The organism is Streptomyces sp. NPDC091416, from assembly GCF_044756845.1.
Classification (GTDB): Bacteria; Actinomycetota; Actinomycetes; order Streptomycetales; family Streptomycetaceae; genus Streptomyces.
Window position 1 is genome coordinate 1 of record NZ_JBIVTU010000025.1, and the last position, 18,493, is coordinate 18,493.

The 18,493-nt window shown below is 70.0% G+C and carries 14 protein-coding genes and 1 pseudogene; 8 read left to right on the forward strand and 7 right to left on the reverse strand.

All coding sequences use genetic code 11. From position 1 onward, the window contains the following. Positions 1-74 precede the first annotated feature (74 nt). On the reverse strand, positions 75-254 hold the full coding sequence (locus tag ACIQMX_RS39620) for a hypothetical protein (protein ID WP_402485773.1): 180 nt from the start codon (positions 252-254) through the stop codon (positions 75-77). A 482-nt stretch (positions 255-736) separates the two neighbouring features. On the opposite strand from ACIQMX_RS39620, the gene ACIQMX_RS39625 reads away from it, so the two are divergent. From ACIQMX_RS39625 to ACIQMX_RS39635, 3 genes are read left to right on the forward strand one after another with little or no spacing between them, the layout of a single operon-like run. Further along, a complete protein-coding gene (locus ACIQMX_RS39625) occupies positions 737-1,000 on the forward strand; it encodes a hypothetical protein (RefSeq protein WP_402485776.1) in 264 nt (87 codons plus the stop codon). Positions 1,001-1,045: 45 nt separating this feature from the next. Then, complete coding sequence (locus tag ACIQMX_RS39630; RefSeq protein WP_402485778.1) at positions 1,046-1,933, forward strand: glucose 1-dehydrogenase; 888 nt, start codon at positions 1,046-1,048, stop codon at positions 1,931-1,933. 55 nt (positions 1,934-1,988) lie between these two features. Then, complete coding sequence (locus ACIQMX_RS39635) at positions 1,989-3,464, forward strand: aminotransferase class I/II-fold pyridoxal phosphate-dependent enzyme (RefSeq protein WP_402485781.1); 1,476 nt, start codon at positions 1,989-1,991, stop codon at positions 3,462-3,464. Between the two features lie 49 nt (positions 3,465-3,513). Here the strand turns inward: ACIQMX_RS39635 and ACIQMX_RS39640 are convergent, their stop codons facing one another. After that, positions 3,514-4,605: a glutamate--cysteine ligase gene (locus tag ACIQMX_RS39640; RefSeq protein ID WP_402485881.1), complete on the reverse strand. Its 1,092-nt coding sequence runs from the start codon at positions 4,603-4,605 to the stop codon at positions 3,514-3,516. Between the two features lie 408 nt (positions 4,606-5,013). On the opposite strand from ACIQMX_RS39640, the gene ACIQMX_RS39645 reads away from it, so the two are divergent. Continuing rightward, on the forward strand, positions 5,014-5,571 hold the full coding sequence (locus ACIQMX_RS39645; RefSeq protein ID WP_402485784.1) for a DJ-1/PfpI/YhbO family deglycase/protease: 558 nt from the start codon (positions 5,014-5,016) through the stop codon (positions 5,569-5,571). A 57-nt stretch (positions 5,572-5,628) separates the two neighbouring features. On the opposite strand, the gene ACIQMX_RS39650 is transcribed toward ACIQMX_RS39645, so the two are convergent. Next, complete coding sequence (locus tag ACIQMX_RS39650) at positions 5,629-6,462, reverse strand: class II glutamine amidotransferase (protein ID WP_402485787.1); 834 nt, start codon at positions 6,460-6,462, stop codon at positions 5,629-5,631. A gap of 529 nt (positions 6,463-6,991) precedes the next feature. Continuing rightward, positions 6,992-8,332 (reverse strand): APC family permease, encoded by a 1,341-nt coding sequence (locus ACIQMX_RS39655; protein WP_402485790.1) that lies wholly within the window; start codon positions 8,330-8,332, stop codon positions 6,992-6,994. A gap of 213 nt (positions 8,333-8,545) precedes the next feature. Between ACIQMX_RS39655 and ACIQMX_RS39660 the strand changes: the two genes are divergently transcribed. Then, complete coding sequence (locus ACIQMX_RS39660) at positions 8,546-10,807, forward strand: catalase (protein WP_402485792.1); 2,262 nt, start codon at positions 8,546-8,548, stop codon at positions 10,805-10,807. Positions 10,808-11,343: 536 nt separating this feature from the next. Further along, positions 11,344-11,735 (forward strand): annotated as a pseudogene (locus ACIQMX_RS39665) (DUF5709 domain-containing protein). Positions 11,736-12,395: 660 nt separating this feature from the next. Here the strand turns inward: ACIQMX_RS39665 and ACIQMX_RS39670 are convergent. The 3 genes from ACIQMX_RS39670 to ACIQMX_RS39680 form a co-directional block, all read right to left on the reverse strand. Then, positions 12,396-13,001, reverse strand: coding sequence for a flavodoxin family protein (locus tag ACIQMX_RS39670; RefSeq protein ID WP_402485795.1), 606 nt, complete (start codon positions 12,999-13,001; stop codon positions 12,396-12,398). A 385-nt stretch (positions 13,002-13,386) separates the two neighbouring features. Further along, the gene (locus ACIQMX_RS39675; protein ID WP_402485798.1) at positions 13,387-13,947 is read right to left on the reverse strand and encodes a hemerythrin domain-containing protein; all 561 of its coding nucleotides are present in this window, start codon (positions 13,945-13,947) and stop codon (positions 13,387-13,389) included. Positions 13,948-14,713: 766 nt separating this feature from the next. Continuing rightward, positions 14,714-15,616, reverse strand: a complete 903-nt coding sequence (locus ACIQMX_RS39680; protein WP_402485801.1) for a short-chain dehydrogenase/reductase — start codon at positions 15,614-15,616, stop codon at positions 14,714-14,716. Positions 15,617-15,813: 197 nt separating this feature from the next. On the opposite strand from ACIQMX_RS39680, the gene ACIQMX_RS39685 reads away from it, so the two are divergent. After that, a complete protein-coding gene (locus tag ACIQMX_RS39685) occupies positions 15,814-16,293 on the forward strand; it encodes an SRPBCC family protein (RefSeq protein WP_402485804.1) in 480 nt (159 codons plus the stop codon). 63 nt (positions 16,294-16,356) lie between these two features. Next, a complete protein-coding gene (locus tag ACIQMX_RS39690; protein WP_402485806.1) occupies positions 16,357-17,976 on the forward strand; it encodes a phytoene desaturase family protein in 1,620 nt (539 codons plus the stop codon). Positions 17,977-18,493: the final 517 nt, after the last annotated feature.

Consider the following 18,493-nt stretch of genomic DNA (forward strand, 5'->3'; position numbering starts at 1 on the left):
GTCGCGCTTTCCTTGCCAGGTGAGTGCACGCATGAGTGATCTCCTCGCTGTCGGGTGACGGATGCGCCGCCGGGTCAGTGGCCGGCCGTGCGCCGGGGCGCTTTCGCCTCGGCCTGGGCCATCCGCCCGACGGCCTCGCGCCGCCGGCCCTCCGCCTTGAGTCCCTCGTCACCCAGCGCGGCACCATCCGACTTGAGTTTCGCCGCCCTTGCCCTGATGGCCAGGGCGCGGGCGATTTCCGCATGCCGTCCCATCTCCCCAGGTTCCTCCCGCGTCACGCTGGGTGCCAGCCCGCACAGTGGTTCTCAGCGACGAGTTCCCCAGGAACACGGATTCAACCGGAATGCCGGATTCAATCCGGGAACGTGCCGACCCCCTCGTACGAGCACCTGTCGGGACGGTCCCGCATGTCTCCGGGCGCCACGGGTACCCGTGCGGTCAGGCCCGGGGGTACGCCGGAGCAGGCGCCGCACGCTGGGACAACAGCCGCAGCGCCATCCACCGGATTCCGAGTCGCGCACCGGTCCCGGTGCGCCCAGGATCGATGGCAGGACACCCCCGGGCCCGCGCCCAGGACGCCACACCGCCGCACGGCCCCGCATATCTGTCCTACGGAGACTTCATGGTCGACAGCGCCCCGTTCCTCCTCCTCCGGGGCTACGCATGGCTGCCCGACCGCCGGCGGCGGAGCGCCCGTGCTCCTCGACCTCTATGGCCAGAACCACGATGCGGACCTGTGGCCCGACCGTACGTCTTCGATCCCGCACGCTTCCGGGGCACGCCGGTGCGGCGGCCGGACGAACTCGTCCTGCAGGGCGGTGGCGACCCGGCCACGGGGCACCGTTGCCCGGGCGAGGACATCGCCCTCGCCCTGCTGTCCGCCCTCGCGGGTCTGCTGTCCGGCCTTTCGTACCAGTTGCCGGACCAGGATCTCGCCATCCCGTCGCACCGGATTCCGACCGCACCCCGGAGCGGCTTCGTCATCAAGGATGTCCGGTGAAACCCGGTCCGGGCCTCCGCCACCATCAACGAAGGACATACCGTCATGAGTGAGTCCACGCCCGGCCAGGACCCCACCGAGCGCTTCCCCCAGCCCGACTTCCCGCAGCAGAGTCAGGAGCACCCGGGCTGGACCGGCCCCATGGACCCACCGCCCGACCACGGCGAGGATTCCTACCGGGGCCACGGGCTCCTGAAGGACCGCAAGGCCGTCGTGACCGGAGGTGACTCCGGGATCGGCAGGGCCGTCGCGCTGGCCTTCGCCCGGGAGGGGGCGGATGTGCTGATCACCCACCTCGACTCCGAGGAGGACGAGGCGCGGGAGACGGCCAAGCTGGTCGAGGAAGCGGGTCGGCAGGCGCTGACGGAAGCGTGCGATATCCGCCACGAGAAGCAGTGCCGGGCCCTGATCGGCAGCGCGGTACAGGAGTTCGGGCGCATCGACGTCCTCGTCAACAACGCCGCATACCAGATGGCCCAGTCCGAGGGGATCTCCGCCATCTCCACGGAGCAGTTCGACCGCGTGCTGCGCACCAATCTGTACGGGATGTTCTGGCTGTGCAAGATGGCCCTTCCACACATTCCGGCCGGCGGATCGATCATCAACACCACGTCGGTGCAGGCCTATCAGCCGAGTCCGCATCTGCTGGACTACGCCATGACCAAGGGCGCCATCGTCACCTTCACCCACAGCCTCGCGCAGATGCTGGCGCCCGACGGGATCCGCGTCAACGCCGTGGCCCCGGGGCCGGTCTGGACGCCGCTGATCCCGGCCACACTGCCGGACACCAAGGAATTCGGGAAGCAGAGCCCGCTCGGACGGCCCGCGCAGCCCGCCGAGATGGCTCCGGCGTACGTGTTCCTGGCATCCGACAGCGCAAGCTTCGTCACCGGCGAGATCGTGAACGCGACCGGCGGCACGCCGCTTCCGTAGCCCAGGGTTTCTCGGTGCGCGGATTGGCAGGGCAGACCACAGGAAGGCGGCAGGTATGTCGAAGAATCATGAGGAAGCACCTGTTCTGGACGCCCTGGCCGCCTACCGGCAGCAGGGCGAGATGGGGTTCACTCCCCCCGGTCACAAGCAGGCCCGGGGCGCCGCGCCGGAGGTCAGGGAGGTGCTCGGAGACGCCGTGTTCCTCGGTGACGTGCTGGCCAGTGGCGGGCTCGACGACCGTCGGACGAAGTCTGGGGTACTGAGGCGTGCGGAGATCCTGATGGCCGACGCCGTGCACGCCGAGCACGCGTTCTTCTCCACGTGCGGCAGCTCCCTGTCGGTCAAGGCCGCGATGCTGAGCGTCGCCGCGCACGGCCAGAAGCTCCTGGTCGGGCGGGACGCGCACAAGGCGGTGATCTCCGGGCTCATCCTCTCCGGAATCCGGCCGGTGTGGATCGAACCGCAATGGGACACGCAACGCCATCTCGCACACGCGCCGTCCGCCGAGGCGTACGCGCGGGCCTTCGAGGAACACCCCGACGCGAAGGGTGCGCTGGTCACCAGCCCCACGCCGTACGGCGTGGCGGCGGATCTGCGAGCCATTGCCGAGGTGTGTCACCGACGCTCCCGCCCGCTGATCGTCGACGAGGCATGGGGCGCACATTTGCCGTTCCATCCGGACCTGCCGACGTGGGCGATGGACGCCGGCGCCGATGTCTGCGTCACCAGCATCCACAAGATGGGCAGCGGCCTGGAGCAGGGGTCCGTGTTCCACTTGCAGGGCGATCTGATCGACCACGACACGCTCGCGTCCCGGGCCGACCTGCTGGGCACCACGAGCCCCTCCGTACTGCTGTACGCCGGCATGGACGGTTGGCGGCGCCAGATGGTGCTGGAGGGCCACACCCTGATGTCCCGGGCGCTCGCCCTCGCCTGCTCGGTGCGGGAGGAAATCGAGTCCATCGACGGCATGCACGTCAACGATCGGGACGACTTCTGCGGACGGGGGGCCGGCTCCGAGTTCGACCCGCTGCCGGTCATCATCGACATCGCGGAACTGGGTGTCTCCGGTTACCTGGCGGCGGACTGGCTGCGCGAACACCACCACCTGGACACACACCTGATGGACCACCGGCGCATCAGCGCCCAGCTCACCCATGCCGACGACGCCGAGACGACGAAACGGCTCACGACGGCGCTGCGCGACCTCGCCCGGCAGGCACCCTCGCTGCCCCGAGGACCCGTGGTGGCGGTCCCCGCCCCGGCGGAGCTGAGGATGGAGCAGGCGAAGCTGCCGCGCGACGCCTACTTCCACGGGACCGAGGACGTCCCGGTGGAGCAGGCCGCGGGCCGCGTCGCCGCCGAGATGATCACGCCCTATCCCCCGGGCATCCCCGTGGTGCTGCCCGGGGAACGGCTGACGGAGCCGGTGCTGCGCTACCTCCTGACCGGCCTCGAAGCGGGGATGAACCTGCCCGACCCGGCGGATTCGGAGCTGCACACCGTACGGGTTTGCACGGACGAGACCTGAGCGCCTTGCACGTCGTCGGCCTCCCGCCGCAGCAAGGCCGCCCACCGTCTCAGCCGCGCGTTCTGGTGACGCATTCGGTCACCGCGTCGCGGAGGCTGCCCGTGCGGGCGAGCGCGTCACGCTGGATCCGGGCCCCTGTGCCCGTCTTCAGCACCCGCCTGATCCCGTCCTCGGCCGTCGCCAGGTCCCCGCTGTCCTCCAGGGCGTCACGCACATGGGCGAGCAGGGCGCGGACCACGTCCCGCGCCGGTGCGGGGCGCATGGTGGCCGGATGCAGCAGGTTCCCCTCAAGCCCGCGACGGCCAGCTTGCCAGGCGGCCATGCGCAGCAGCCCGACCCCGTACGGCTCCGGCGCATCGCCCGCCCGCCAGGCGCGGGCCGCCGTCTCGACGAGGCCGCGCGCAAGGGTGGCGAGCAGGGCCGCATCGGCGGGTTCGAGGCACACGTCCGCAACCCTGATCTCAACGGTGGGGTAGCGGTGCGAGAGCCGGGCGTCGAAGTAGATCATGCCTTCGTCGCGCAGGACACCCGTGTCGATGAGCGCCTGGACCTCTTCGTGATAGCGGCGCGCCGAACTGAAGATCTCCACGGGCCCGGACGAGGGCCAGCGGCCCCAGACCCGACTGCGGTAACTGCTGTACGAAGTGTCCTGCCCCTGCCAGAAGGGCGAGTTGGCGCTCAGCGCAAGCAGGACCGCGAGCCAGGGGCGGAGGCGGTCCAGGACGGCGACGCCCTCCTCGTCGGATTCCACGGAGACGTGCACATGGCATCCGCAGGTCAGCTGCTCCTGCGTGGTCAGTCCGAACTTGTCGGCCAGCCACCGGTACCGTACGCCCTCGCCGATCGTCGGGCTGACGGGCAGCGGGGAGGTCGCGAGCGCCACGACCGCTCCCCCGGCCTCGGCGGCACTGCGGGCCGCCTCCGCCCGCCAGCGCAGGATCTCCTCCGCGAGTTCCCGCATGTCCGCGCGCGGCTCGGTGGCGAACTCCAACTGCTGGCGGTGCAGCTCCGACTCGAAGGCAGAATCGCCCTCGGCTCGCCGCTCCGCCAGGGCCAGAACGGCCGTCGACAGCGCCCGGGGGTCGCCGCTCTGCTCGTCGACGAGCAGCAGCTCCTCCTCGACGCCCACAGTCCGCACCATCATGTCCTCCATGCTCCCTCGGCCGGGGGCAAAGCCTCCTCGCGCCGAAGCGCCCGCGGAGCGGCCCTTCAAGACTCCCCCACATCGCCGTGAGCCGCCTTCCGGCCGGGGACGCTCCTTGTCGGTCGGCGTCTCTCCGTACGCGCGCCCCGCAGTACAGGCCAGGTCCGCGCATCCCGCCCCGCTGCGCGACGACGGACATAGGGCTGGCCGCGGTCCTCGGGTCGGCGGCCTCCCGCAGCACAACGGCGGCCGGGCGGGGGCGTGCGGTTGCGGCGCCCTCGGCGCGGCAGCAGGCTTCCGGGGGCGGGACGCATGAATGACCGGCACCCATGGGGGCCCGGAGGCTGCGACCCAGAAGTAGCGCGTCACCGGGCGTTTCCCCGCAGGACGGAAGGACGGCAGTAGATGAGCGACAACGGCAGCAAGCGCAAGGTGCTGGCGATCGTGACGAACTATGGCGTGGAGCAGGACGAACTGGTTGTGCCTCTCGGCCATCTTCGCGAACGCGGCGTCCAGGTCGATGTCGCCGCGCTGAAGAAGGACGACGTCGAGACGCTCGTCGGCGACAAGGATCCCGGCACGCCCGTGCGCCCCGACCTGACGCTGGAGGAGGTCGATCCGGCCGGCTATGACCTGCTGCTCGTCCCGGGCGGCACCTTGAACGCCGACACGCTTCGGCTCCAGGGACCCGCCTGCGACATCGTGCGTTCCTTCACCTCGTCCGGGCGCCCCGTCGCGGCGATCTGCCATGGCCCATGGGTGCTGGTGGAGACCGGCAGCGTGTCGGGCAAGCGGCTCACCTCGTATGCCTCGTTGCAGACGGATGTCCGCAACGCGGGCGGTGACTGGGTGGACGAGCCGGTCGTCACGGACGAGTCCGGGGGATGGAACCTCATCACCTCGCGCAACCCGGGCGACCTGGACCCCTTCCTCGAAGCGGTCGACGCCGCGCTCTCCGGTTGAGCCAACCGGACCGGGCTGCCCGGCCACAGACGGGCCGGGCAGCTTTTGCGTGGGCTGCTACACGGGTTCGGGTGCGAAGGGCAGGAATTCGTCGATGCCCGGCTGGACGACCCCGTAGCTGCTCTCCGGCACCTGCTTCCACACACCGGGCAGCCCGCCCAGGGGCTCCGACACGACCAGGCGCGTGCTGTCCGACACGCCCCGAAGGAAGTCCAGGTCCGGGTGGAGCGCCCGCACGGTGTCGGCCTTGCTGCTGTAGAACAGCGAACGGGACGTGCCGAGGCTCGAATAGCGGAAGGACCAGAGGCGTTCGCCGTCGGAGACCGCGACGGTCATCTGGAGCGGATACTCCACCCCTCCGTCGTACCCCACACGTTCGATCAGACCGGCCATCCGGGCCACCGCACCCGGAACGTCCTGGTCGAGTCCGAACGTCAGCGCGAGGTAGAACATCACCTCCGAGTCTGTCGAACCCTCCAAGGCAGAGAACAGTGCCGGGTCGAGCGCCAGGGAGAGCTCGCGCCGCAGCCGGTGGAAGTCCGCGATGGCCCCGTTGTGCATCCACATCCAGCGGCCGTGTCGAAAGGGGTGGCAGTTGGTCTGCTGGATGGCCGACCCCGTGGACGCCCGTACATGGGCGAAGAACAGCGGCGATCTGATGTGGCTCGCGATCTCCCGCAGATTCCGGTTGTTCCAGGCGGGCCCAGTGTCGCGGATGATCGCTGGAGTCTCGGCTTCCTGCCCGTACCAGCCGACGCCGAAGCCGTCCCCGTTCGTCGTCTCGACCCCCATGTCGGAGTGCAGGCTCTGGTCGATGAGCGAGTGCTCCGGCTTGTAGAGGAGATCGCTGAGTACGACACTGGTGCCGGAATAGGCCAGCCATCTGCACATGAGCGGCGTCCTTTCCCGGGCGGGCAGGAGCCGGAGCAGGGCGTGCCGGAGTGGCTTCTTTGCTCCTCGAACCCTGGCGACCGGTCGTCGTCGTTATGTCCACGCTACCGACTTCGCGGGACGGTCGCCGCCCCGCGCCCCTGCACCACGGGGCGCGGCGCGTCAGAAAGTCTCGGCCGAAGCCGCGTTCCAGGACGCGCGCCATCGCCGTACGGGGGCGGGACGCCCCGCCCCCGTACGGCATGGGTGCCGCCGCCGGGGCCTGGGCCTTCACCGCCCGCACGCCGACGAACGGCGGCCGGAAACGGCCGCGCGGCGAAGAGCGCCCAGCGCGATGGCCGCGGCGAGATGGGTGCAGCAGGAACCGAACCTCCGGGTCGTCCACCGGGGAGAGGCCCGCACAAGAAGAAGGCCGGCACCACCAGTTCGTTCGCCGCCCACGAGGGCCGACCGGCCACCGGCACGAGCCGCCGGACCGTCAGCAGATCTGTCGTGCACCACCTCCCATGTGGTTCACGTGTGCGCGGGCCTACTGGGGGTGCCGTTCGCGGGCCCGGCGCAGCCGCAGTGCGGCCACCGCGCCCAGTACCGCACCCACCGCGAGCACCCCGAGACCGCGCAACCAGACCTCGCGCTCGATCTGCGTGGCGAGCCCGACGCAGGAAGCGGCGCCCAGGACGGGTACGAGAGTTGGCACCCTGAAGTGGCCCAAACGCCCCGGGTCACGACGCAGGACGAGCAAGGAGGTGTTGACGACGAAGAAGACGACGAGGAGCAGCAGGACCAGGGTGGAGGCGAGCGTGGAGACGTCGCCGGTCAGGGCGAGCACCAGCGACAGGGCGGTCGTCGCAGCGATCGCCGCCCACGGGGTTCGACGGCCCGGGAGCACCGCTGTCAGAAAGCTCGGCAGCAGCCCGTCGCGGGCCATGCCGTAGGCCAGCCGCGAAGACATGATGCCGGTCAGAAGCGCCCCGTTGGCGACGGCGACCAGCGCGATGGCACTGAAGAGCCACGTGGGCACTCCTCCGGCGGTGCGGACGACTTCGAGCAGCGGCCCACTGGACTCGGCCAGCTTCTTCGTCGGTACGGCAGCCGCAGCGGCGGCGCCGACCAGCGCGTAGACGGCGCCCGCGGTGAGCAGGGCACCGAAGAGCGCCCTGGGGTAGGAGCGTCGAGGGTCACGCGTCTCCTCGGCCACGTTGACGGACGTTTCAAAGCCGACGAACGAGTAGTAGGCGAGCACTGCCCCGCTCAGCACCGCCAGGACGGGGCCTTCGCTCTCCGTACCCAGGTTCGTGAGCCGGCCCGGATCGCCATCACCTCGCAGCACGATCCAGGTGCCGAGCCCGATCACCAGCAGCAGACCGCTGACCTCGATGACGGTGGCGACGGCGTTGGCCCGGGTCGATTCGCTGATGCCCCGGGCGTTGAGCAGGGCCAGCGCCAGCAGGAAGATGACGGTGACCAGGACCAGCGGGAGTGTGACGAACTCGGAGAGGTACTCGCCGCCGAATCCCCGGCTCAGGGCCGCCACCGACACCACCCCGGCGGCAAGCATGCAGAAGCCGGCCACGAATCCGGTGAAGGGCCCGTAGGCCAGGGTCGCGTAATGCGACGCGCCGCCCGCCCGGGGGTACTTGGTTGCCAGTTCGGCGTACGAGGCGGCGGTCAGCAAGGCCAGGCACAGCGCCACCAGGAGAGGCACCCAGACGGCGCCGCCCGCGTCGGCCGCGACCTCTCCTACCAGGACGTAGACGCCCGCGCCGAGGACGTCTCCGAGGATGAAAAAGTAGAGCAGCGATGTGGTCAGAACCTTGTTGAGGCTCGTCGGGGCGTCCGGGCTCTCGGGGTTGGTACGGGGAGCGTTCACGCAGCCCGTATACCCGGTGCATCCCCCGGCAGGCGGTCGGAGGGCGGCAGCCAGACGGCGTGTCGCTCATAGGAACGGGACGCCGAAGCGGATGGCTCAACCAACGTGTCCGGCCGTGGCCCGGGGGGTACGCGTGGTCAGGCGATGCCGTCCCCAGCGCGTGCCGATCCTCCGCGCACGGCACTGCCCTTCCCCCCGCGAGATTGGAAATCAGTGAGCGAGAAGAAGAACCCGGTGCCGGCCGCCGGAAAGGTCCAGGACGCCGTCGGCTCGGGAAGCGAGATCCCTGGCGCCCCCGGCCCCGAGCCCGCCCAGCTCGACGAGCCAACGAAACCGCGCGGGCCGCTGCCGCCCAAGCGCGACCAGCGCGGTCCGGAGGCTGTCAGCCCGACCGGGCAGTCGACCGGAGTCCCGCAGGACAAGGCGGCCCAGGGCGGCGCCTACCTGACCACCGCGCAGGGCGCGCGGCTCCACGACACCGACCACTCGCTGAAGGCCGGTCCCCGGGGTCCGGTGCTGCTCCAGGACCACCACCTGCGGGAGAAGATCACCCACTTCGATCACGAGCGCATCCCGGAGCGGGTGGTGCACGCCCGTGGTGCCGCCGCGCACGGTGTCTTCCAGGCGTACGGCGCTGCGGCGGGCATCACGAAGGCTGCCTTCCTCGCCGAGGGTGCCCAGACGCCGGTCTTCGTGCGTTTCTCCACGGTGCTCGGCTCGCGCGGCTCCGCCGACACGGTGCGCGACACCCGGGGCTTCGCGACGAAGTTCTACACCGACGAGGGTGTCTTCGACCTTGTCGGCAACAACATCCCGGTGTTCTTCATCCAGGACGCGATCAAGTTCCCCGACATCATCCACGCGGGCAAGCCGCACCCGGACCGGGAGATCCCGCAGGCGCAGAGCGCCCACGACACGTTCTGGGACTTCGTCACCCTGCACACCGAGGCGACCCACCACACCCTGTGGAATATGTCGGACCGGGGCATCCCGCGCTCGTACCGGATGATGGAGGGCTTCGGCGTCCACACGTTCCGGCTGGTCAACGCGGAGGGCGCGACCACGCTGGTGAAGTTCCACTGGAAACCGAAACTGGGTGTGCACTCGCAGGTGTGGGAGGAGGCCCAGATCACCTCGGGCATGGACCCGGACTTCCACCGCCGGGACCTGGCCGACGCGATCGAGGCGGGCGCCTTCCCCCAGTGGGAGCTGGGTGTGCAGACGTTCCCCGACACCGAGGACCAGATGTTCGAGGGCATCGACCTGCTGGACCCGACGAAGATCGTGCCGGAGGAGCTGGCGCCGGTCCAGCCGATCGGCCAGATGACGCTGAACGCCAACCCGTCGAACTACTTCGCCGAGACGGAGCAGGTCGCCTTCCACGTCGGCCACCTCGTGCCCGGCATCGACGTCACAAACGACCCGCTGATGCAGGGGCGCCTGTTCTCGTACGTGGACACCCAGATCAGCCGGCTGGGCGGGCCCAACTTCGCGCAGCTGCCGATCAACCGTACGCACGCGCCCGTCAACGACATGCTGCGCGACGGCATGCACCAGACGGCCGTTCACCGGGGCGTGGCCCCGTACCGGCCCAACTCGCTCGACGGCGGCTGCCCGTTCGTCGCCGGCGCGGACACCGGCGCCTACATCGAGGTACCCGTCGATGTCCCGGCGGCCCGCAAAGTGCGGGACGCGGCGGCATCCTTCGACGACCACTTCAGCCAGGCCCAGCTGTTCTGGCTCAGCATGACGTCCACGGAGCGCGAGCACATCACCGCGGCGTACACCTTCGAACTCGGCAAGTGCTGGGACCAGGCGGTCAAGGAGCGCGGCCTCAAGGTGCTCGCCAACATCGATCCGGAGCTGTGTGCGCGTGTCGCCGAGGGCCTGGGCCTGCCCGCGCCGGAGGCGACCGTGGCCCTGGCCTCGCCCGAGCCGAGCCCCGCGCTGTCCCAGCTCGGCCGGACCTGGCCGCTCGACGGCCGGGTCGTCGGCATCGTCACCGACGGCGAGAGCGGCCTGGACGACGTACGGGAGGTACGCGTCGCGGTCCTCGACGCCGGGATGGTCCCTCTAGTCATCGCAGCCGCAGGCGGTGAGCTGGGCTCCGGGAGCGACCCCGTCACCGTGCAGCGCACCTTCACCACCGCCCGGTCGATCGAGTTCGACGCGATCGTGGTGGCGGGAGCCCCCGCTCCGGCCCCGGACGCCTACGGGGCCCGCGACGCCAAGACCGACGACGCGGCCACGGCAACCGGCGTGGACCCGCGCGTCCTCCTCCTGGTCACCGAGGCGTTCCGCCACGGCAAGGCCCTCGGCGCCTGGGGAGACGGGACCACCGTGCTCGAGAAGGCCGGTCTGGCTCCGGATGCCCCCGGAGTGGTGGCCGGTGAGGCCGCGTCCACGGTGCTGGACGGCATCACCGAGCTTCTCGCAGGCCACCGTGCCTGGGACCGTTTCACCCCCGCGCTCTGACACCGCGCCGGGCCGGCGTGCGCAACCGGCCCGGACCAGGCACGCGCGGGAGGAGACCCAGGAACAACGGGCGCCCGCGATCCCCGCCCAGACCCCTCATCCAATACACCCCCGGGCGGGACGAACGTTACGAGAAGACATATGGACCGCAGGCACCGTGATCAAGAGCAGCTGCCCCGAACCGCCGCCGACGAGGTCCTCCAGGAGGCGGAGGAGGCCGAGACGTCCGGACGTCGCGAACCAGGGGAGGCGGCACGGCAAGGACAGTGAGGCCGGCGATGCGCTGGCCCCGGACGAAGAGGCCCAGGAGGACGCAGGCCAACTGCCCACCTAGGGTGATCGATGGGGTGTCTTCACCGCACGCATCTGAGCGCTCGCAAGATGCGAAGGACGGCCGCCGACTAGGTATCACCGTCGGCGGCCCGGCACCCTTGACGCCTCCGACGGAAGGACGAAGCATGCCGACAGAGGCACGTGGCGACGATATCTACTAGCCGCAGGACGACGGCCAGGATCCGCCGAACGACGAGCTCGACATGGAGAATGCGCTCGGCGAGCGAAACCTCGATGACCAGATGGAAGAGGGCTACTCGCCGCCCGAGCGTCCCCTCGCCGTCGACAAATACGGGACGACGGGCGAGGAGGAACGCCGCGGCGAGTCCCTCGACCAGCGCCTGGCCCAGGAGGTCGACGACGTCGCGCCCCGGACGGCGACGGCATCGGAGACGTGGACGGCGGCGAGGGCGAGCCGCTGGAACCCGAGGGCGGCGAGACCCGCTCGGGCCGCCTGAGTGCGGTGGAGGAGGTGCCCGGACGGCGCACCGACGTCTACGCCGAAGACGTGGGCATCGACGGCGGAGCCGCTTCGGCCGAGGAGGCAGCCGTCCACACCACGGACGAGGAGGAGGATCAGGAGCGGGAGGACTGATTGCGCAGCGGGTCCGGTCCGGATTCAAGCGGAGAGGCTCGTCGGGGCTGCCGCGAGATCGAACGGAAAGCATCGCGGCCCGGCGTACACACCTGGAAACACCTCAGAGCTAAACGGCACGTTCCCCGGCACCGCGCTCGGCACGCGCTTCGGCGGCGAGCGGTCCACATCTGTACCGAGTGGGAAACACTGGATCCTGACGGGCCTCTTGATGGCCTGCTGACACGCCTCGGCGCTCTCGGACCATCTCGTGAGAGAGCAGGATCTCGCACGGCGACGCGCGGTCTGCCTCGACCACCTGGTGTCGTACGACGAGTTGCGCATCAGCCAGGCGGCATTACGTGGCGAGGCGCCTTCCCTGCGGGCCTGAACAGGTGCCGGGCGACGGCTGGCGGTCCGGGCTGGCCTTTTCGCCTCTACGACACAAGGGCTGACAGGTAGCAGCGCGGTCACGAGAGCTGTTTGGGCCCGCGCCGAAAGTCGCCTCGCTCCACCCGCAGATCCATCCTGGCGCGCGGCTCAGTGACGCCCCCTGCCGGAAGCCGCAGTTCCGACTCGGAGGTGCCTGATCCGTGGCGTTGCTACTCCTCCCGTGCAGGGCGCCGGCGCCCGCCGATGACGTTCGGGCCGAGCAGCGCGGCATGTGCACGTACTGACGGCCTACGAGCTGGACGGGAACGGGGCATCGGCGAGAGTCTGAGCAAGGTGGGCCGCGTTGACAGCGAGGGTACGTGTGGTGGCAGCTACTGCCTTGGGCGTCCCGTCCAGATCCTGATAGTCAGTGCCCTGCTGCGCCTCTCCGACCCAGTAGGTAACAGCGCCCGGTGCCAGGGTGAAACCCAGGTCGTTGAGGCCCTGGAAGAGGTCGGCACTGACCTTGTGTGCTCCGTCCTCGTTGCCGACCACAGCAGCAATTCCGACCTTGCCGTAGGTCAGCTGGCGGCCCTTGTCGTCGGTTTCGGAGATGTCTGCGTTCAGACGCTCCAGTACACGCTGGCACACGCTAGAAGGGTGTCCGAGCCAGATGGGGGTGGACACCAGCACAATGTCTGCGGCCAGCACCTTCTCCCGCAGCGCCGGCCACGCGTCTCCCTCTCCCATGTCCTGTGCGACTCCCGGCCGCACGTCGTGGTCGACGACCCGCACGGTTTCTCCCTGCACGCCCAGGGCGGACAACTCAGCCATGATCTGATCTGCCAGCAGATGACTGCTGGAACGCTTTGGCGATGGTGACAGGGTGCAGACAAGTGCCAGAGCACGCGACATGCCGATCAACTCCCTCTATTTGCAGAACGGGGTGAGTGCCCGGGCCGTCTGTCAGGACGCGGGCGTATGTGCGTCTACTACGTTTCTCAGTTGAGTGGTGCGGACTCCGCGAACGAACTCCTGCCGCGGCCGCTCGTGTCCTGCGCGCCAAGTTCCTTCGCCGTCGGCAGCGGGCACAACGAGCCCATGCTGCACAGACATACCGCTTGGTCTAGTTCGCACGAATGTGGGACCGCGAACCGCGGGGGAAGGATGATCGCCCGCTTCTCGACGTGGCGATGCGCCTGCGGTGGGCCACCCTTCTCTCAGCGTGTCAGCCCTCGGCTTCGGCACTCCGATGCGCTCGAATGCGTTGTCACGATGACTGCGAGCTCACCGCATGTAGTCAGCTCTTGCCGCGCCCTGTGAGCATGTCGCGGGCCCGGTCTACAAGCCCCACTCCAGGGCCCAGGAGCTTGTTGCCCGGCGGAGTGTCCGGAGCCGACGGGTGCGGACGTGTGGGGGCCGTCTTCTTCGCGGTACGGATCTTGTCACCCAGCTCATCCAGGGCCTGTGGGGTGCACGCTGCGGCGAGGAGGGGAAACAGCCTGTCTTCCTCATCACGAACGTGCGCGCTCACCTCAAGCTTGAGCTTCGCCACCAAGTGATCGAACTCCGCATCGTCCGCAGACAGGCCTTCCAGGTCCTTGAGGTGCTGTTCCACCTCCGCGTGCTCGGCAAGCTCCTTGTCCGCGATCCCGTCGCCACCCTCTACGTAGTCGCGAACAGCCGGATAGAGGTGCATCTCCTCGGCAACCGAATGACGTACCAACTCGATGGTCAGTTCATCGACCAGCTTCCGGCGCTGCGTGTCACCGACCGGTTGAATCTCGATCTTCGCGAACATCTCGTCGACCTCGCGATGATCGGTGGTGAGTTCCGCGATCACGTTTCCGCCGTGCCCCATGAGGGACCCTTCCTCTTCTGTGAAGTGAGCCCGGTACAGCTCAACGTTCCACAGAGGTACCCCCGGATCTCTTCGATACGCACGCGTAGGCGCCAAGCTGGGCAGCATGGCCTAACGCATTTGTTAGCCCCTCGGAGCCGGGCACCCCGCTATGAAGCAGCCGTGACGAGGGCTGATTCGTGGCTACTAACCGACTCGACGCGACCTGCATCTCGCCGCGACACACAATTCGCTGCACTGGGAGATGCTCGCTCAAGTCGCCAAGTCGTCCAAGGCCACCGATCTACTCATGCCACCCCAGACCCTGCGACAGATGCGCTCGACCAACACCATGATCAAGACCTTGTCGCCACAGGTGCTCAGCATCCTGTGACACCGGCGACGGCCAAGCCCCCTGTGACGCGGGAACGCCCGTGCCGCCGACCGGATCAGTGCCAATGCCCGCAGGCAGAAGTGCAAGCGGCGGAGCCCGTAGCGTTGTGCGGCAGCAGTGGTCCAACGAGACTCAGACCGTCTTGGAAGATCTGAGGCCCAGGCGTGTCTTGACCATGCTGTCTCGCTTCCCTCGGAAGTCGGCACACGTGGCGCTTGCTCCAGCGGCCGAGCAACGACAGCGCGCTCGGCAGCGCACATCAGAAGTTCCGCGCCTTTGTTCTCACCGGTGTTGAATAGGCGGATCCCTACGTTCCTGATCGGGGTCCGCCACACGCTCGCTTTTCGACCGTGGTCGGGTCCCGGCAGCCGGACAGCGTGACGGAGCTGCAATTCAGCGCCCGTCACGTCGCGGAACCTCGGACGACGTCCCTGTTGCCGCCTCACCGCCCGCGCCCAGGGGCCCGGTCGCCGCGGTGCCCCCGTTGCTCTCCAGGCGCCGCATCATCCGCCAGGAGCCGAGCACGACCAGCGTCGGAAGCCACGGACGCGCGAGCCGCACCCCGCGCACCCATGGCTGGGCGTAGACCGCCACGGAGCGGCGTTCGACACCGCGCACCAGATGTTCCGCGACCTGCGGCGCCGGGTAGGTCCACGAGGCCGGCCAGGGCAGCGCCGACCGGACCGCGCGCAGGGCAGAGGTGGTATCGCCGACGCGGATCATCTCCGTGTCCGCCCAGCTCGGATAAGCCACCCCTACCCCCACGCCCCGGTGCGCCACTTCGGCCCGCAGCACCTGCGCGAAGGACTCGGCAGCCGATTTCGAGGCGCAATAGGCGCTCAGCAGCGGCGCCGGCGCCAGCGCGGCGAGAGAGGAAACCTGAAGGTAGTAACCCCTGGTGCGCAGGAGGTCCGGCAAGAAGGTGCGCGCCGTCACCGCGCTCCCCACCACGTTGACCTCGACGACCCGACGCCACAGGCTCACGTCGGAGTCCAGGAGCGGGCCCGCCGCAGCGATGCCCGCGTTCGCGATCACCACCGAGGGCGGGCCGAACCGGGACCGCACACGCACGGCCGTCTCCTCCATCGCGGCTGCGTCGGTCACGTCGACGGTCCACGCCTGGGCGGCCCCTTCGGGCAGCTCGGCCACCGTCCTCGCCATCTCCCGCTCTTCCAGCCCCAGCAGCGCCACCCGGGCTCCGCGCCCCACCAGCGTCCGGGCCATCCCGGCGCCGAGGCCGCGGGCGGCTCCGGTCACGACCGCCGTGCGGCCGGCAAGGGGGCTCGGTACGGGCATGGCACCTCCATATGACGGAACAGGTTGCGCCCTTCCCCAGGATGCCCCTGGCATCGGCGGGCCGCCCTGCGGCGCCGGGCCGACGGCGCGGACGGTTGTCCGTCCTGGCCGTGCGGGTGCGGGTGCGGGTGCGGGTGCGGGTGGCCGGGCCTAGCGTGGGAGAGAAGGATCGGGGCACTCGGGCGACGGAGGCGCGCATGGCCGTACGGCACCGGTTGATCAGGAAGCCTCCCGCAGAAGTCTGGGAGGTCCTTTCCGACGTCGAACGGTACGGGGACTGGGTCGTCGGCGCCGCCCAGGCCCAGGTGGGCGCGGGGCAGTGGCCGGAGCTGGGAGCAACCCTCCGCTACGAGATCAGGATCGGGCCGTTCACCCTGCACAACCGGACCGTGGTGCGCCGCAGCGAACCAACCACCGTCCTCGAACTGGAGGCGGACAGCGGGCCGCTGGGGACCGCCAGGATCGCGATGGAGCTGCGGCCCTGGGGTGAGCACACGCTGATCATCTTTGACGAACACCCCTTGCGCGGTGCGGGAGGCGCTCTGCACAACGGCCTCCTGGACGCGGCCCAGCAAGTGAGGCACCGCGTGATGCTGGGCCGGCTGGCCCGGCTGTGCGAGGCGGGTGAAGGCCCGCCCCGCACGACTCGCGGGCGACCGCGCCCCCGCAGGGCGTGAACCGAGACCCCGTCTGCCCCGCCCCGCCGGGCGGGGCACCACCCACCGAGCCGGGAGCCAGCCATGCCGGACGCCGTAGTGATCGGGGCGGGTCCCAACGGACTGGTCGCGGCCAACCTCCTGACCGACGCGGGCTGGAGCGTGGAGGTCCTGGAAGCCCAGAACACGCCCGGCGGAGCGGTCCGGCACGACCGGGGGGTGGACCCGGAATTCACCAGCGACCTCTTCAGCGCCTTCTACCCCCTGGCAGCCGCCTCCCCGGTCCTGCGCGGTCTGCGTCTGGAGCGTGAGGGGCTGAGCTGGAGCCACGCCCCGAAGGTGCTCGCCCACCCCCTGCTCGACGGCCGCTGCGCCGTCCTCAGCCGCGACCTGGAAGAGACGGCCGCGAGCCTGGAGGCGTTCGCTCCCGGGGACGGGGCCGCGTGGCAGGAGCTGCGGAACGTCTGGGAGACGCTGCGGCCCGGCATCATCGACGCACTGTTCACGCCGTTCCCCCCGGTCCGCGCCGGCACCCGGCTGGCGCTCCGGCTGCGCGCGGCGGGCGGGCTCCGACTGGCCAGGACCATGGTGCTGCCGGTCCGACGCCTGGGCGAGGAGGAGTTCCGCGGCGAGGGCGGCAGGCTCCTGCTCGCGGGCAACGCCCTGCACGCGGACCTCTCACCGGAGGCGGCCGGCAGCGGCGGCTTCGGCTGGCTCATGGCCATGCTCGGCCAGACCTACGGCTTCCCCGTCCCCACCGGAGGCTCCGGAGCGCTCACCTCCGCACTCGTCCGCCGGCTCGCGCGGCGCAGCGGCCTCGTCCGCTGCGGGGAACACGTCACCGAGGTCATCGTCCGCGGCGGCAGGGCGGTCGGAGTACGCACCGCGGGGGGCGAGGCGGTCCCGGCCCGCAAGGCGGTCCTGGCCGATGTGTCCGCGCCCGCGCTGTACGGCTCCCTGGTGGCCGAAGAGCACCTTCCCGGACAGCTGCTCGCCGACCTGAAGCGATTCCAGTGGGACTTCGCGACGTTCAAGGTCGACTGGGCACTCAGCGGCCGGGTGCCCTGGACCTGCCCGGAGGCCGCCCAGGCAGGGACCGTCCACCTCGCGGAGGGCGTGGACAGCCTCACCCGTTTCGCCTCGCAGATCGCCATGGGCCGCATCCCCGACGAACCCTTCGCCCTGTTCGGCCAGATGACCACCGCCGACCCGAGCCGCTCGCCGCTCGGCACCGAAGCCGCGTGGGCGTACACACATGTGCCGCACCGGGTCCGGGGAGACGCCGGAGAGGCCGGACTGACCGGGTCCTGGGACATCTCCGAGCAGGAGGCCATGGCGGACCGGGTCGAAGCCCAGGTCGAGCGCTATGCCCCGGGTTTCCGCGGCCTCATCAAGGCCCGGCGCGTCCTCGCCCCACCCACTCTGGAGAGCATGGACGCCAACCTCCACGGCGGCGCCATCAACGGCGGAACCACCGCCATGCACCAGCAGCTGGTCTTCCGCCCCTCCCCCGGCACCGGCCGTCCGGAGACGCCCCTTCCCGGGCTCTACCTCGCCTCTGCCTCCGCGCACCCCGGCGGCGGCGTCCACGGCGCCCCCGGCGCCAACGCGGCGCGAGCCGCGCTGCGCCGGCAGCACACCGAACTCCTGCCCCGCTTCCAGCACCGACTGACGCAACGCGACCGCAAGGGCAGAAAAGCATAGCGCCCCACGCCGCCACGGCCGTGACCCCATGGGCCATCCACGCCAGCCGTATGCAGCTTGTTCTCGGAGGTTGCGTGCTCGGTGATGTCCGTCAGCCACAACCGGTTCGGTCCGGCTGCGGTAGAGCCCCGCCGCACCAGATCATCATGTGCAGGCGGCCCGGCCTTGACGTTCTTCCCGCGTCCGTTGTGTTTGCCGAAGGCCCCCGGCGGTTGTCCCTGCAGATTATCGACCCGGAGCCGGCCTGAACGGCGCCGACGTCGCCTACGAAGACACCCCTGCGGCACTCGCCACGACACGCTTCACGACGACTGGCGAACCCCTCGCCCGCTGCCTTGGCGCCTGACCCACGCCGAGGGGCCAAGTGCATCGGTTTCGGCGAAGCGTAGTACTCAGGCCTTCTTTCGACGCAGGCCCTGGTACTCCAGCGGGACTTCGGTGTACGCCCTGGTCAACGGCTTGGGTCGGCGCAGTCCGGAACGTGACCACGAGGGATTCCGGCCGCAGTATCACCAAA